The organism is Mycobacterium ulcerans subsp. shinshuense (assembly GCF_002355775.1).
Classification (GTDB): domain Bacteria; phylum Actinomycetota; class Actinomycetes; order Mycobacteriales; family Mycobacteriaceae; genus Mycobacterium; species Mycobacterium marinum.
The window spans coordinates 5747427-5761914 of the sequence record NZ_AP017624.1; the positions used below are offsets into that span (position 1 = coordinate 5747427).

Consider the following 14488-nt stretch of genomic DNA (forward strand, 5'->3'; position numbering starts at 1 on the left):
GCCATACTAGTCGAGTGACCTTGTGGTTTGGAACGCTGATCGCATTGATCCTGCTGATCGCGCCGGGGACCCTCATCGCACGTATCGCGCAGCTCCGTTGGCCGATCGCTATCGCGGTGGGCCCGCCGCTGACCTACGGCGTGATCGCACTGGCGATCGTCCCCTACGGCGCGCTCGGCATCCCGTGGAACGGCTGGACAGCGCTGCTGGCGCTGGCGGTCGTGGCCGCGGCGGTAACGGGTTTCCAGCTGCTACTCGGCCGCTTTCGCGACAAGGAGGCAGAAGCCCGCGGTGTCAGCCGCGGCCCGGCGCTCACCGTCGCGGCGGGCGTGGCGCTGGGGACGCTGTTCATTGCCTGGGCGGCCTACCGGGGCATCCCGCACTGGCAGTCCATCCCCAGCACCTGGGACGCGGTCTGGCACGCCAACACCGTGCGCTTCATTCTCGACACCGGCCAGGCCTCCCCTACCCACATGGGCGAGCTGCGCAACGTCGAAACCCATGCGCTGCTGTACTACCCCTCGGTGTTTCATGGCCTGACCACGGTGTTCTGCCAACTCACCGGCGCGGCGCCCACCACCGGCTACACACTGAACTCGCTGGCCGCAGCGATCTGGCTGTTTCCGGTCAGCGCGGCAACGCTGACCTGGCGCGCGATGCGCGGCCACCTGACGGAATGGCGCACCGCGGGCTCCGCGGCGACAGCAGCGGCGCTGTCCGCATCGTTCACCGCGCTGCCCTACGTGGAATTCGGCACCGCGGCCATGCCCAATCTGGCCTCCTACGGCGTCGCGGTACCCGCGATGGTGTTGATCACCTCGACACCGCGGCACCGCGACCGCATTCCGATAGCGGTGCTGGCACTGGTGGGGGTGCTGTCGGTGCACATCGCGGGCGGCATGGTGGTCGTGCTCTTGGTCGCAGCCTGGTGGTTGTTCGAGGCGCTGTGGCATCCGGTGCGGGGCCGGCTGGCCGATCTGGCGACGCTGGCGGGGGTGGCCGCGATTTCCGGGTTGATCATGTTGCCACAGTTCATCAGCGTGGAACAGCAGGAAGACATCATCGCCGGTCATTCGTTTCTCACCTACCTGAGCAAGAAGCGGGGCGTGTTCGATGCGGTGTTCCAGCATTCGCGCCATCTCAACGACTTCCCGGTGCAGTACGCGCTGATTGCGCTGGCCGCGATCGGCGGGTTCATTCTGCTGATCAAAAAGATTTGGTGGCCGCTGGCGGTGTGGCTGCTGCTGGTCGTCATGAACGTCAATGCGGGAACCCCCTTGGGCGGTCCGATCGATGCGATGGCCGGGTCGCTCGGCGAGTTCTTCTACAACGATCCACGCCGCATCGCGGCCGCCACCACGCTGCTGCTGATGCTGATGGCCGGCGTGGCTTTGTTCTGGATCGTCACGCTGGTGGTGGCGGCGGCGCGGGGACTCACGGATCAATTCCGGCCACTGCCCCAACCGTTCTGGGTCTCGGTCACCGTGGCGCTACTGCTGGGGGTCTGCCTGGTCAGCACCTGGCACTACTTTCCGCGCCATCGGTTCCTGTTCGGCGACAAGTACGACTCGGTGATGATCGACCAGAAGGACCTCGACGCCATGGCGTACCTGGCGACGCTGCCCGGCGCGCGCGACACCATGATCGGCAATGCCAACACCGACGGCACCGCCTGGATGTACGCCGTGGCGGGTCTGCATCCGTTGTGGACCCACTACGACTATCCCGTGCAGCAGGGGCCGGGATACCACCGGTTTATTTTCTGGGCCTACGCAGGTAGAGGCGATTCCGATCCCCGGGTAGTCGAGTCGATCAAGGTGCTCAATATTCGCTACATCCTGACCAGCAGCCCGACGGTCAGAGGGTTCGCCGTTCCCGACGGGCTAGTCTCTCTGGAGAATTCCCCGTCGTGGAAGAAAATTTACGACAACGGTGGAGCCCGAATTTACGAGTGGAGCGGCAAGACCGCACAGACGCACTCCAAGTAGGTACGTAAGAGGATGGTGACTGGATTGAGTACCGGCAACGATGACCCGGAGGCCGAGGACGTCGAGGTCATCGGTGGCATCGACCCGAGGCTCATGGCGGTAACCGACGGAGACTCCGACGAGCGCTCACTGACCGACCTGGTGGAACAGCCCGCCAAGGTGATGCGCATCGGCACCATGATCAAGCAACTGCTCGAAGAGGTCCGGGCCGCACCGCTAGATGAAGCCAGCCGCAACCGGTTGCGCGACATCCATGCCACCAGCATCCGCGAACTCGAAGACGGTCTGGCACCCGAACTGCGCGAAGAGCTCGACCGGCTGACCCTGCCGTTCAACGAGGACTCCGCGCCGTCGGACGCGGAGTTGCGCATCGCACAGGCGCAACTGGTCGGATGGCTCGAAGGGCTGTTCCACGGCATCCAGACCGCCCTGTTCGCCCAACAGATGGCAGCGCGCGCGCAGCTGGAGCAGATGCGCCAGGGTGCGCTGCCTCCAGGCATCGGCAAACCGGGACCCCACGGTCACGGCACCGGACAGTACCTCTAGACCGTGTCTGAACTGCCACGGATCGAAACCCGCGACGCGTGGGTCGAATTCCCCATCTTCGATGCCAAGTCGCGCTCGCTGAAGAAGGCCTTCCTGGGCAAGGCCGGCGGTTCCATCGGCCGCAACAGCTCCAACGTCGTCGTCATCGAGGCCCTGCGGGACATCACCATGTCCCTGGAACACGGTGACCGGGTCGGCTTGGTCGGCCACAACGGGGCCGGAAAATCCACGCTGCTGCGCTTGTTGTCCGGCATCTACGAGCCGACCCGTGGGCTGGCCAAGGTCACCGGCCGGGTGGCGCCGGTCTTCGACCTGGGGATCGGCATGGACCCCGAAATCTCCGGCTACGAGAACATCATCATCCGCGGCCTGTTCCTGGGGCAGACCCGCAAGCAGATGCTGGCCAAGGTCGACGAAATCGCCGAATTCACCGAGTTGGGCGACTACCTGTCCATGCCATTGCGCACCTATTCCACCGGCATGCGCGTCCGGCTGGCCATGGGCGTGGTGACCAGCATCGACCCGGAAATCCTGCTGCTTGACGAAGGCATTGGCGCGGTGGACGCGGAGTTCCTCAAGAAGGCCCAGTCCCGGCTGCAGAGTTTGGTGGAGCGTTCCGGAATCCTGGTTTTTGCAAGCCATTCCAACGAGTTCCTGGCGCGGCTGTGCAAGACGGCGATGTGGATCGACCACAGCGAGATCAAGCTCAGCGGCGGGATCGAGGACGTCGTGCGGGCCTACGAGGGCGAAGACGCGGCCCGCCACGTGCGCGACGTGCTGGCCGAAACGCAGCGTGACAACGTCGCTCAACAGCCGCTGGCGCACAAAGCTTCCGGGGATGAGTGACACCGTCATCGCCGTCGTGGTCACCCACCGGCGCCCCGATGAGCTGGCCAAGTCGCTGGACGTGCTGAGCACCCAGACCAGGTTGCCCGATCACCTGATCGTGATCGACAACGACGCTGCCGAGGGCTCCGGCGCCAACCGGGTTGGCGATCTTGTTGCGGGACAACCGATCCCCACCACCTACTTGAAGTCACGTCGAAACCTCGGCGGCGCGGGCGGTTTCGCGCTCGGCATGTTGCACGCGCTGGCGCTGGGGGCCGACTGGGTGTGGCTGGCCGACGACGACGGGCGCCCCCGGGACACCGGCGTATTGGCGACCCTGTTGGCATGCGCCGAAAAGTACGGGCTGGCCGAAGTGTCGCCGGTCGTCTGCAACATGGACGACCCGCAGCGCCTGGCCTTTCCGTTGCGGCGTGGCCTGGTGTGGCGCAGGCACGCCAGCGAATTGCGCACCGAGGCGGGCCAGGAGTTGCTGGCAGGAATAGCCTCGCTGTTCAACGGAGCGCTGTTCCGCGCGTCGACGCTGGAAGCGATCGGCGTCCCGGACCTGAGGCTTTTCATCCGGGGTGACGAGGTGGAGATCCACCGCCGGCTGGTTCGGTCCGGACTACCCTTCGGAACCTGCCTGGACACGGCCTATCTGCACCCGTGCGGATCGGACGAGTTCAAACCGATCCTCGGCGGCCGGATGCACACCCAATACCCTGACGACCCCGGCAAACGGTTCTTCACCTACCGCAACCGCGGCTACGTGTTGTCTCAGCCCGGCCTGCGTAAGTTGCTGCCCCAAGAGTGGCTGAGGTTCGGCTGGTTCTTCCTGGTGACCCGCCACGACCCCAAGGGTCTGCGGGAGTGGATTCGGTTGCGCCGCTTGGGGCGTCACGAGAAGTTCGGAAAGCCCGATCTTGGAGGATCCAGATGACGTTCATCGACGCGGCGGCCCAGTCCAGGACGTTCGCCCGCGCCCGGGGTGACCTGCTGGAGGGCTTTCGGCGCCACGAGCTGTGGTTGCACCTGGGCTGGCAGGACATCAAACAGCGCTACCGCAGATCGGTGCTGGGGCCGTTCTGGATCACCATCGCGACCGGCACCACCGCCCTGGCGATGGGCGGGCTGTATTCCAAGCTCTTCCACCTCGAGCTGTCCGCACATCTGCCCTACGTCACCCTGGGGCTGATCATCTGGAATCTGATCAACGCGGCCATCCTGGACGGCGCCGACGTCTTCGTCTCCAACGAAGGCTTGATCAAACAGCTGCCGGCACCGTTGAGCGTGCACGTCTACCGGCTGGTTTGGCGGCAGATGATCTTCTTCGCACACAACATCGTGATCTACTTCGTCGTCGCGATCATCTTTCCCAAGCCGTGGTCCTGGGCGGACCTGTCGGTGGTGCCGGCGCTGGGGTTGATCGTGCTCAATTGTGTATGGGTGTCATTATGTTTCGGCATCCTGGCGACTCGCTATCGCGACATCGCACCGCTGCTCAATTCGCTGGTGCAGCTGCTGTTCTTCATGACGCCGATCATCTGGAACGACGAGACCCTGCACCGCCAGGGCGCGGGCCGGTGGGCACGCATTGTCGAACTCAATCCCCTGCTGCACTACCTCGACATCGTCCGCGCGCCATTGCTGGGTGCCCATCAAGAGCTGAGGCACTGGCTGGTGGTGATCGCACTGACGATCGTCGGCTGGGTGCTGGCGGCGTTCGCGATGCGGCAATACCGCGCGCGGGTGCCCTACTGGGTGTAGCGCCGCCAGCGGTATCAACCCAACCCGTCTTGGTGCTTTGCCTATCAGCCGCCGCCGGTTTGGTGCCGTAGCCGGGGCAGGCTGTAGAAACGCCAGGTCACATCCAGCACGGCGGCCAGCAAGCGCCCGGGCAACCACGCCGGGGTGTCGAAGCTGATCGAGTAGTCCAGCTGTGTGCCGCGTCCGGGGACGGCGGCGAGTTCGATGCGGCCGAAATGATTGCGCACCGGGCCGCGAATGGTCCGATATTCGATCAGCCGCGCCGGCCGGTGACCGACAATCTCCTCCTGGATCGGCCAGACGCCCAACGCGCGTTGCGCCCGGACCGACCGCAGACCGTCCGGCGCACGGGGATGCACCCCGGCCCGCACCCGCCGGTGGCGTACCGGCCACAAAGTCGCCCAATGGTGGGTGAGCACGTCGAAGGTCCACTCAGGTGGAGCGTCGAGTTCGACGGTGTATTGCAGGCGGTGCCGCCCGACCGGGGCGGTAGCCGCGGTGTCCGGCGGGCACTCGTCGAGGCGCGCGGAAAACCAGTCACGTAGGAACGGAAACACGTCCGCACTCGCCGAGGGATGCAGCAGCGGGGATTCGTGGTTGTGATTGCGGGCGAATCCGTGGCGGCGTGCGGCGGATTGGATGCGCCGGTCAGCGCTGCCGAATGCCTGCGCAAGCCGCTTGCAGCGCCCAGCGGGGGCGATGACGTCGCGGGGAGCTGTGATGGCCAGTGCGGGCACGTGTACGGCCTGCAGCGCCGCCGACAACTCGCCGCCAGCGCGTTCGGCACGGCCCCAGGAGATCGCGTCTTGGAAGGCGGCCACTGGCTCGTCTTCGGGACCGAGCCGAAACAGCCGGGCCCGGAACATACCGCGCCACATGCTGGCCTGCACGGTCGCGGCCACCACCCGATTCGCCAGCAACGGGATATCGACGGCGCTTTCCACCAACACCAGCCCCGCGACCTGCGCTTGTTGCATCGTCTGTGCGGCGGCGCGGGCCAATGCCACCCCACCAAACGAGTGCGCCACCCAGAATGCCGGACGACCGTTGTGGGTGGCGATCAGCCGTTGGACGGCCGACAGATCGATGCGAACCATCTCCTCCCAGCCCGCGCGGACCCCGGTATCGACGGCTACCCCACCTGCTCCGCGCCGCTCGACGATCCATACGTCCAGGCCGCTATCGGCCAGTGCTTCGGCCAGCCCACCCCCACCCGGCCACAAATACAGACGACGGTTGTCGAACATCCCGGGGAGCAGCACCACCGGAGATCCCTGACCCGCACCGACTCGGGTGACCCGAAACCGGCCCCCGTCTGCTACGGTCATTGCGGTGCTCTGCACTGGTTGCCGCCAATGCTGCTCGCTGATCCATTCAGCCAGCTCTGAATCGTCGTTCATGGTCTCCTAAGTCGCCGACCGTAGTCGTGGCATTCGTCGCGGCGGCATTGGTCCTGCGCCGGCCCTTCGCGAGTCCGTCGGGGAGTTGCCCACCGTACCGACCGGACATCTGGCAGCCATTCTTCTATGACCGCGATGAGGGCGACCCACACCGTCCAAAAACTTCTTGCTCCAATTCAGGAAACATCGGGTCTCACACCGCTACCATCTGAGTTTCGTTGATGGTCACCTCCGGTGAATTCCGGGCGGTGTGGTCTTGGTCCGTTCCGGGGTGGGGTGATCAGTGATGTCTTATCTGGTGGTTTCTGCGCAGGAGCTGGAGTCGGCGGCCGCGCTACTGGCTGGTGTCGGTTCCAATGTTGGTGCGGCCAGTTCGGCTGCGGCGGGTCCGACCGCGGCGGTGTTGGGCGCGTTGGGTGCCGATGAGGTGTCGGCAGCGGTGGCGGGGTTGTTCGGTGGCCACGCTCAGGCCTATCAAGCGGTCAGTGCGCAGGCGGCGGCGTTTCATCAGCGGTTCGTGGCGGCGTTGGCCGCGGCCGCGGGCTCCTATGGCCGGACCGAGGCCGCTGGTGCGGCGGTGTTGCAGACCGTCGGCGACGATGTGCTCGGTGCGGTGAACGCGCCGACGATGGCGGTGTTGGGGCGCCCGTTGATCGGTGACGGTGTTGACGCGGCCGCGGGCAGCGGCCACAACGGCGGGGCGGGCGGCCTCTTGTGGGGCAACGGCGGCAACGGCGGGGCCGGGGCGGCGGGTCAGGCCGGTGGCCGCGGTGGCGACGCCGGGTTGATCGGCAGCGGCGGAGCCGGCGGCGCGGCCGGGACGGGCGGCGCGGGCGGCGCCGGCGGGCACGGCGGTTGGCTGGCCGGCACAGGAGGCGCCGGCGGGGCGGGCGGGGCCGGTGCAGCCGGCGGAAACGGCGGTGTCGGTGGGGCCGGGGGGCGCGGCGGACTGGTGTTCGGTGATGGCGGCGCGGGCGGGGCCGGCGGGGCGGGTGCCCAGGGTTTGACCGGACAAACCGGCCAGACCGGACACGACGGCGGGGCCGGCGGGGCGGGCGGGGCCGGTGGCCGAGGCGGCTGGCTGTTCAGTGCCGGCGGCGACGGTGGAGCCGGCGGGGCCGGCGGTGCCGGCGGTGCGGGCGGAGGCGGAGGCGCGGGCGCAACCGCGACGACCGCCGGGACCAGCGGCGACACCGGCGGTAACGGCGGGGCCGGCGGTAACGGCGGTGATGGCGGGGCCGGCGGGGCCGGCGGTGGCACCGGCTGATTCGGCAGCACCGGGATAACCGGGGCCGGCGGTAACGGCGGCACCGGCGGTAACGGCGCGATCGCCGGCAACGGCGGCGCCGGCGCCAACGGTGATGCCCTGCACCTCGACGGCGGTGACGGCGGCAACGGCGGTAACCCCGGCGCCGGCGGCGCCGGCGGGACCGGCGGGACGGGTTCACACACCGGCGCCCACGGCCTGGCCGGCGCCACCCCCACCACCACCAACGGCAGCGGCGGACGCGGCGGAGACGGCTACACCTCCACCGACCCCACCCTCAACGGCGGCAACGGCGGCAACGGCGGCACCGGCGGAAACGGCGGCAACGGCGCCACCGGCACCACCGGCACCAACCCCACCCCCCACCCCGTCACCAGCACCGCCACCTCCGGAACCGACGGCACCACCACCAACGGCGGAAACGGTACGACCGGCAGCGACGGCACCACCGCGGGACAACAAGGCGGCACCGGCGGCGACGGCTACAACAGCGGCGGCCAGGGCGACACGAATCCCTTCGGAGGCAATGGCGGAACCGGCGGTATCGACGGCCCCGGCACCCAAGGCGGCGCCGGCGGCACCGGCGGCACCGGTCCCCTGGTAGGCGGCTGGGGCGGCGACGGCGGAGCAGGCGGCGACGGCGGCGGCGCAGGCGGCGACGGCGGCACCGGCGGCACGTCGTCCGGCGCCAACGGATTCACCGGCCAAGCCGGCGACGGCGGCAACGGCGGCAACGGCGGGTACGGCGGGGGCAGCGGCGGCAACGGCGGCGCCGGGGGCGACGCCAACTACGTCATTCCCTGGGGCAACTCCGCCTACGCCGGCGACGGCGGCGACGGCGGCACCGGCGCCACCGGCGGCACCGGTAGCAATGGCGGCGCGGGCGGAGCAGGCGGGTCCGGCGGCCTCTACGGCAACGGCGGCAACGGCGGTACAGGTGGCGCCGGAGGCGACGGCGGCACCGGAGCCACCGGGGGCACCGGAGACAACGGCGGCGACGGCGGCGCCGCGGGTGCTGGCGGCAGCTACGGACAATCCGGCACCAACGGCACCGGCGGCGCAGCCGGCAACGGCGGAACCGGCGGTGAGGGCGGTGCCGGTGGCGACGGCGGCAGCGGCGGCGTTAGCTACGACCCCGTCGACCCCCGTCCCCCCTACGGCACCAGCGGCCTGTCCGGGGATACCGGGGCCACAGGATCTATCGGCCAAGCCGGTATGGCCGGTACCTCCCCCGGAACCGGTACCCCGGGCCCCGGAGGCTCCGGCGGCGATGGCTCCGGAGCCAACGGTGGCGACGGCGGACCTGGGTTCCCCTGATACGCGACACCCGCCTACGGAGTAACCACCGGTGGGCCAGGCCAGTTGGCACAGCGCCGCGGCCCGGCAGAATCCTTACTTTTCGCGCGCACCCGAGATTTCGGCATCTATCAACCGCCCGACCCTTCACTCGCGGGCTGCGAGCCGGCCTGTTGGATCTGAATGAGATTGCCGCAGGTGTCGTCGAGAACCGCGGTGGTCACCGGCCCCATCTCGGTGGGTTCCTGGGTAAAGCGAACACCGAGGGCCTGGAGTCGGTCGAACTCGGCTTGCACGTTGTCGACCGCGAAGGCCGTGAACGGAATCCCGTCGGAGCTCAGCGCGTCCTTGAACGGCTTGGCCGCCGGGTGCTCGTCGGGCTCGAGGACCAGCTCGGTGCCGTCGGGGTCCTCCGGTGAGACAACGGTAATCCATCGGAACTGGCCCATCGGAACGTCGTGTTTGGTCTGGAAACCGAGGATTTCGGTGTAGAAGCGCAGTGCCTTGTCTTGGTCGTCGACCAGGACACTGGCCAGATTGATCCTCATGTAGTCCCTCTTCCGGAGTCGGCGGTATCGATGCGCCACCTCTTGGCGATCTGGCCAAGGGGAGCGGTGTTGAGATAGTGGAATTTTTGCCGGCCGCCGCGCTGCGTTTCGATCAACCCAGCCGCCTCCAGCACATCGAGGTGCTGCGAAATCGCCTGTCGTGTCGAACAAATCCCATGTTTCGTAGTCAGACGAGCGCAGATCTCGAAGAGAGTTTGGCCGTTCCGGTCGGTCAGCTCGCCGAGGATGACACGCCGGGTGGGATCCGCCAGCGCCTTGAAGACATCGCCCACCTCCCGCACGATATGCAAGCCGTTACTTGCCTGTCAACGGATAAGGGTTTGCCGGCCGCTCACGCCCAGGTGGGCAATCGTTACCCAAACTCGGAAACGTGTGTTATCACTTTGCTAGTGAGTGCTGTGCCCATGGTGCGGTCATCGCGGATTTGGTGGTGTCGGGCGCCTAACGGTCGGGGGAACTAACGATGTCTTATGTCTTCGCGAGCCCGGAGGTGCTCAACGCCGCCGCTGCCGAGGTCTCGACCATCGGATCCAGCCTGCAGACGGCCAATGCGTGGGCGGCGGCGCCGACCACGGCCCTGTTGAGTGCGTTGGGCGCTGATGAGGTCTCAGCGGCGGTCACCGCGATGTTCGGCAACCACGCCCAGGCCTATCAGGCCGTCAGCACCCAGGCGGCGGAGTTTCATGACCGCTTCGTGGCCGCGTTGACCGCGGGCGCCGACGCCTACTCCGGTGCGGAAGCCTCGAGTGTCGCAACGTTGCAGAGCCTGCCCCAAGACCTGCTCAACGTGGTCAACGCGCCCACCCAGGCACTGCTGGGGCGGGCCCTGATCGGCAACGGCGCCAACGGCGCCGACGGGACCGGGCAGAACGGGGCCGATGGCGGCCTGCTGTGGGGCAACGGGGGTAACGGCGGAACCGGAGCGGCGGGGCAGGCCGGCGGCAACGGAGGCGCGGCGGGCCTAATCGGCAATGGCGGCGCTGGTGGGGCCGGTGGTTTCGGCGGCATCGGCGCGGCCGCCACCACGCCCGGCGCCACCGGAGGCGACGGCGGCAACGGCGGGCTCGGCGGGACCGGCGGCACCGGTGGAAACGGCGGCGCCGGCGGACAAGCCGGCCTGTTCGGCGCCCAGGGCCAACAGGGCGCGGGCGGGGCCGGCGGCAACGGCGGGACCGGCGGGATCGCCGGCGACGGCGGCACCGGCGGGGCCGGCGATGCCACCCATCTCGATGGCGGCAAGGGCGGCAACGGCGGAAATCCAGGGCTCGGCGGGACCGGCGGCGCCGGGGGCACCGGAGCCAGCACCGGCATCCACGGCTCCGACGGCGCCACCCCCACCACCGTGGCCGGAAACGGCGGCAAAGGTGGCGACGGCTACACCCCCACCACACCCGGCGCCGGCGGCGGTAACGGCGGCGCCGGCGGAAACGGCGGTCTTTACGGAAACGGCGGCAACGGCGGAAACGGCGGAAACGGAACCGGTGGCGCCGCCGGCGTCAACCCCACCCCAAACCCGGTCTTCGAGCAGGCTGACCGACGGCATTGACACCACCGGTATCGGTGGCGACGGCGGACCGGGTAGCCCGGGGGTGTTCGCCGGGCAGCAGGGCGGCAACGGCGGTGAGGGTGGCACGGGCGTCGACCTGGGTGGCGGCGGTGGTGATGGCCAAACCGGCGGGCCCGGCACCCTGGGAGGCAATGGCGGCAACGGCGGCACCGCCAGCATGGGCGGGTCCGGCGGCGGCGGCGGGTCCGGCGGCGATGGCGGCGGCGGGGGCGGTGCCGGGGGCAACGGTGCGATCGGCGGCTTTTCCGGCGGCAACGGTGGGGCCGGCGGTAGCGGCGGGTCCGGCGGCGGGGCGGGGGGCAACGGCGGCGATGGCGGCAACGCCACCGACCTCATGATCGGCAACGGCAGCAACGGCGGCAACGGCGGCACGGGTGGCTCGGGTGCCGCCGGTGGCGCCGGCGCCATGCGCGGTAACGGAGGAAATGGCGGCAGCGCTGGCACTGGCACGACTGCCGGCACCGACGGCAATGGCGGCAACGGCGGCACGGGTGGCACCGGCGGCAATGGCGGCAACGGCGGCACGGGTGGCGCCGCCGGCAATGGCGGCAACGGCGGCACGGGTGGCGCCGCCGGCTCGGGTGGAATGTTCGGCCAGATGGGCGACGCGGGCGACGGTGGTGACGCCGGCACTGGCGGCGAGGGCGGCGACGGCGGGACCGGCGGCAGCGGCGCAATGTCGGGCCAGACCGGTGACCAGGGCGCCGGCGGGACACCGGGCACCGGCGGCGCATCGGGCTAATCAGGGACGGCCCGCTCGCCGCACGCGCTTTACCGGTCCTGGGCCTCGGCCAGCCGATAGAACGCGGCAGAGTTCTCCCACAGCACCTTGCTGGCGCCCGCGTCCCCGAGCGCCTCGCTGATCAGATCGATGTCGCTGTCCTCGAACGGGCGCCGAGCACGCGTCGAGGGCAGGTCAGTGCCGAACATCAGGGCATCGGGGTTGACCGCGTGGATCTTCTTCACCGTGTCCCGCACATCCAAACCGACCCGGCCAAAGCCGGTCGCCTTGACCCGAATCCCCTTGTCCACCAACGGCAGCAACAGCTCAACCCCTTCGGCTGACATGCCCAGATCGTCGATGCTGACCGCTGGCAGCGCAATGAGCTGATCGGCCAACTGCCCGAGGTGCGCGGCATCGACATAGAGCTCGACATGCCAACCCGCAATGTCGTGAACCCGGCGGGCGAACGAGTTCAATTCGTCGATGGTCTCGGACCCACCGCGATAGAGATTGAACCGGACCGCACGGATTCCGGCGGCATCAAGATCGCGTATCTCCGCGTCCGAAGTCGTCGAGGGCAGGGCTCCGGCGTTGTTGATTAGCAGGCTTGTGGGCTGGGTTGATGATCTTTGGTGCCGCGCTATTGGGGCCGGAGTGTAGGCACGGGCTATCTGGAGAACGATCGAGTTGGTTACTGTTCGTCGTTGGTCTGGAGTTGCCCGTGCCTACCGTTTCAGTATTGCCTGTGTCGTCGGTTCCAGAGGTGTTCGACCGCTGGAATCCTGGTGAGCGCAGCGAGCTCATCGGATCGGAGTTTCTCGATGTGTTGGCCTCGGTGCCAGACCCGAGGGACCCACGCGGTCGGAGGTATTCGCTGATGGCTTTGTTGGCGATCGCGGTTCTGGCCACTGCCGCGGGGATGCGCGGCTATGCTGGTTTTGCCACATGGGCGGCCACCGCTCCCGATGATGTGTTGGCCCAATTAGGGGTCCGGTTCCGGCGGCCCAGTGAGAAGACCTTCCGCGCTGTTTTGTCTCGGCTAGACCCCGCCGACCTCAACGCCAGGATGGGCAGTTACTTCACTGCACACGTGGCCAGCAGCGACCCCAGTGGATTGGTGCCGATCGCGTTGGACGGCAAGATGCTGCGTGGTGCTTTACGCGCCAAAGCGACAGCCACGCATCTCGTGTCGGTGTTCGCCCACCGTGCCCGATTGGTGCTCGGTCAACTCGCTGTCGCCGAGAAAAGCAATGAAATTCCCTGCGTACGTGCCCTGCTCACGCTGCTGCCGGGTAGCTTGCGGTGGCTGGTCACCGTGGATGCGATGCATACCCAGGTCGTCACCGCGAAGTTGATCTGCGCCACCTTGAAGTCGCACTACCTGATGATCGTCAAGTCCAACCAAGCCAAAATACTTGCGCGTATCACCGCGCTGCCCTGGGCCGAGGTGCCCGCAGCCGCTACCGACGACTCCCGCGGCCACGGCCGTGTCGAGACCCGCACCCTGCAAATCATCACCGCTGCACGAGGAATCGGCTTCCCCTACGCAAAACAAATCATCCGGATCACTCGTGAACGCTTGATCACCGCCACCGACCAGCGCAGCGTGGAGGTGGTCTATGCCATCTGCAGCCTGCCGTTCGAGCACGCCCGCCCTACCGCGATCATGACCTGGATGCGTCAACACTGGGGAATCGAGAACAGCCTGCACTGGATACGCGACGTCACCTTCGACGAAGACCGTCAAAGGGCACATACCGGAAACGGCGCACAGGTCCTAGCAACGCTACGCAACACCGCGATCAATCTGCACCGCCTCAACGGCGCCGACAACATCGCCGAAGCCTGCCGGATCACCGCTTTGACCGCCAACCGCCGCCTAGACCTCCTCAATCCACAATTCCCCAGCTCACAAGCCTGCTAATCAACAACGCCGGAGCCCTGGCGCCTCGACGAACACGCCGAACTGAAACCGAATAGCCCCTACGCCGCGTCCAAGGCCGCCGCCGACCGGCTGTGCTACTCGTATTTTCGCTCCTTCGGAATCGACGTCACCATCGTCCGCCCGTTCAGCATCTTTGGAATTCGCCAAAAGACCAGCCGATTCGGCGCGCTGATTCCGCGGCTCGTCCGGCAGGCAATCAATGGCAAGAACCTGACAATTTTCGGCGCGGGCACTTCGAGCCGCGATTATCTCTATATCAGCGATATTGTGAACGTCTACAACCTGATATTGCAGACCCCGTTCCTGCGTGGCCAGACGATCAATTTTGCCAGCGGTAAAGACACCTGCGTGAAGGATATCGTCGAGTACGTCGCGGGTAAATTCGATGCCACAATCGAACATCGCGATGCCCGCCCTGGGGAGGTCCAGCGATTTCCCGCCGATATCTCATTGGCGAGAAGCATCGGATTCGAGCCGCAAGTCGATATTTGGGAAGGCATCGACCGGCACATCGCCTGGGCTAAGGATCAGCCCCAGCACGCATACGAGCTGGACGGGCTCGGCGACAGGTCGACCGCGAACGGATGACCG

The 14488-nt window shown here is 67.7% G+C and carries 9 protein-coding genes and 4 pseudogenes; 9 read left to right on the forward strand and 4 right to left on the reverse strand.

All coding sequences use genetic code 11. From position 1 onward, the window contains the following. Nucleotides 1–14: 14 nt before the first annotated feature. Genes SHTP_RS25565 through wzm form a run of 5 tightly spaced genes read left to right on the forward strand, consistent with a single transcriptional unit; the run spans nt 15 to nt 5129 of the window. Nucleotides 15–1988, forward strand: a complete 1974-nt coding sequence (locus SHTP_RS25565) for a DUF6541 family protein (protein ID WP_096372165.1) — start codon at nt 15–17, stop codon at nt 1986–1988. Nucleotides 1989–2000: 12 nt separating this feature from the next. Further along, complete coding sequence (locus SHTP_RS25570; RefSeq protein ID WP_096372166.1) at nt 2001–2534, forward strand: bacterial proteasome activator family protein; 534 nt, start codon at nt 2001–2003, stop codon at nt 2532–2534. Nucleotides 2535–2537: 3 nt separating this feature from the next. Beyond that, complete coding sequence (gene wzt, locus SHTP_RS25575) at nt 2538–3380, forward strand: galactan export ABC transporter ATP-binding subunit Wzt/RfbE (protein WP_096372167.1); 843 nt, start codon at nt 2538–2540, stop codon at nt 3378–3380. After that, nucleotides 3373–4302 (forward strand): galactofuranosyltransferase GlfT1, encoded by a 930-nt coding sequence (gene glfT1 / locus SHTP_RS25580; RefSeq protein ID WP_015357614.1) that lies wholly within the window; start codon nt 3373–3375, stop codon nt 4300–4302. The genes wzt and glfT1 overlap by 8 nt, the downstream gene beginning before the upstream one ends. After that, on the forward strand, nt 4299–5129 hold the full coding sequence (gene wzm, locus SHTP_RS25585; RefSeq protein WP_015357615.1) for a galactan export ABC transporter permease subunit Wzm/RfbD: 831 nt from the start codon (nt 4299–4301) through the stop codon (nt 5127–5129). Before glfT1 ends, wzm begins: the two co-directional genes overlap by 4 nt. A gap of 44 nt (nt 5130–5173) precedes the next feature. Here the strand turns inward: wzm and SHTP_RS25590 are convergent, their stop codons facing one another. Beyond that, nucleotides 5174–6529, reverse strand: a complete 1356-nt coding sequence (locus SHTP_RS25590; RefSeq protein WP_096372168.1) for an alpha/beta fold hydrolase — start codon at nt 6527–6529, stop codon at nt 5174–5176. Nucleotides 6530–6815: 286 nt separating this feature from the next. On the opposite strand from SHTP_RS25590, the pseudogene SHTP_RS30585 reads away from it, so the two are divergent. Beyond that, nucleotides 6816–9113 (forward strand): annotated as a pseudogene (locus SHTP_RS30585) (PE family protein). A 110-nt stretch (nt 9114–9223) separates the two neighbouring features. Here the strand turns inward: SHTP_RS30585 and SHTP_RS25600 are convergent. Together SHTP_RS25600 and SHTP_RS25605 are read right to left on the reverse strand one after the other, a co-directional pair. Beyond that, complete coding sequence (locus SHTP_RS25600) at nt 9224–9640, reverse strand: VOC family protein (RefSeq protein ID WP_096372169.1); 417 nt, start codon at nt 9638–9640, stop codon at nt 9224–9226. Then, on the reverse strand, nt 9637–9942 hold the full coding sequence (locus tag SHTP_RS25605) for an ArsR/SmtB family transcription factor (RefSeq protein WP_011738479.1): 306 nt from the start codon (nt 9940–9942) through the stop codon (nt 9637–9639). Before SHTP_RS25605 ends, SHTP_RS25600 begins: the two co-directional genes overlap by 4 nt. 182 nt (nt 9943–10124) lie before the next feature. On the opposite strand from SHTP_RS25605, the pseudogene SHTP_RS30590 reads away from it, so the two are divergent. Next, nucleotides 10125–11970, forward strand: a pseudogene (locus SHTP_RS30590) (PE family protein). Nucleotides 11971–11999: 29 nt separating this feature from the next. On the opposite strand, the pseudogene SHTP_RS25615 reads toward SHTP_RS30590, so the two are convergent. Continuing rightward, nucleotides 12000–12533: pseudogene (locus SHTP_RS25615) on the reverse strand (amidohydrolase family protein); the annotation flags it as partial. Nucleotides 12534–12673: 140 nt separating this feature from the next. Here SHTP_RS25615 and SHTP_RS25620 point away from each other — a divergent pair. Next, the gene (locus tag SHTP_RS25620) at nt 12674–13876 is read left to right on the forward strand and encodes an ISAs1-like element IS2404/ISMul1 family transposase (RefSeq protein WP_420873058.1); all 1203 of its coding nucleotides are present in this window, start codon (nt 12674–12676) and stop codon (nt 13874–13876) included. 21 nt (nt 13877–13897) lie between these two features. Continuing rightward, nucleotides 13898–14485 (forward strand): annotated as a pseudogene (locus SHTP_RS25625) (NAD-dependent epimerase/dehydratase family protein); the annotation flags it as partial. Between the last annotated feature and the right edge of the window lie 3 nt (nt 14486–14488).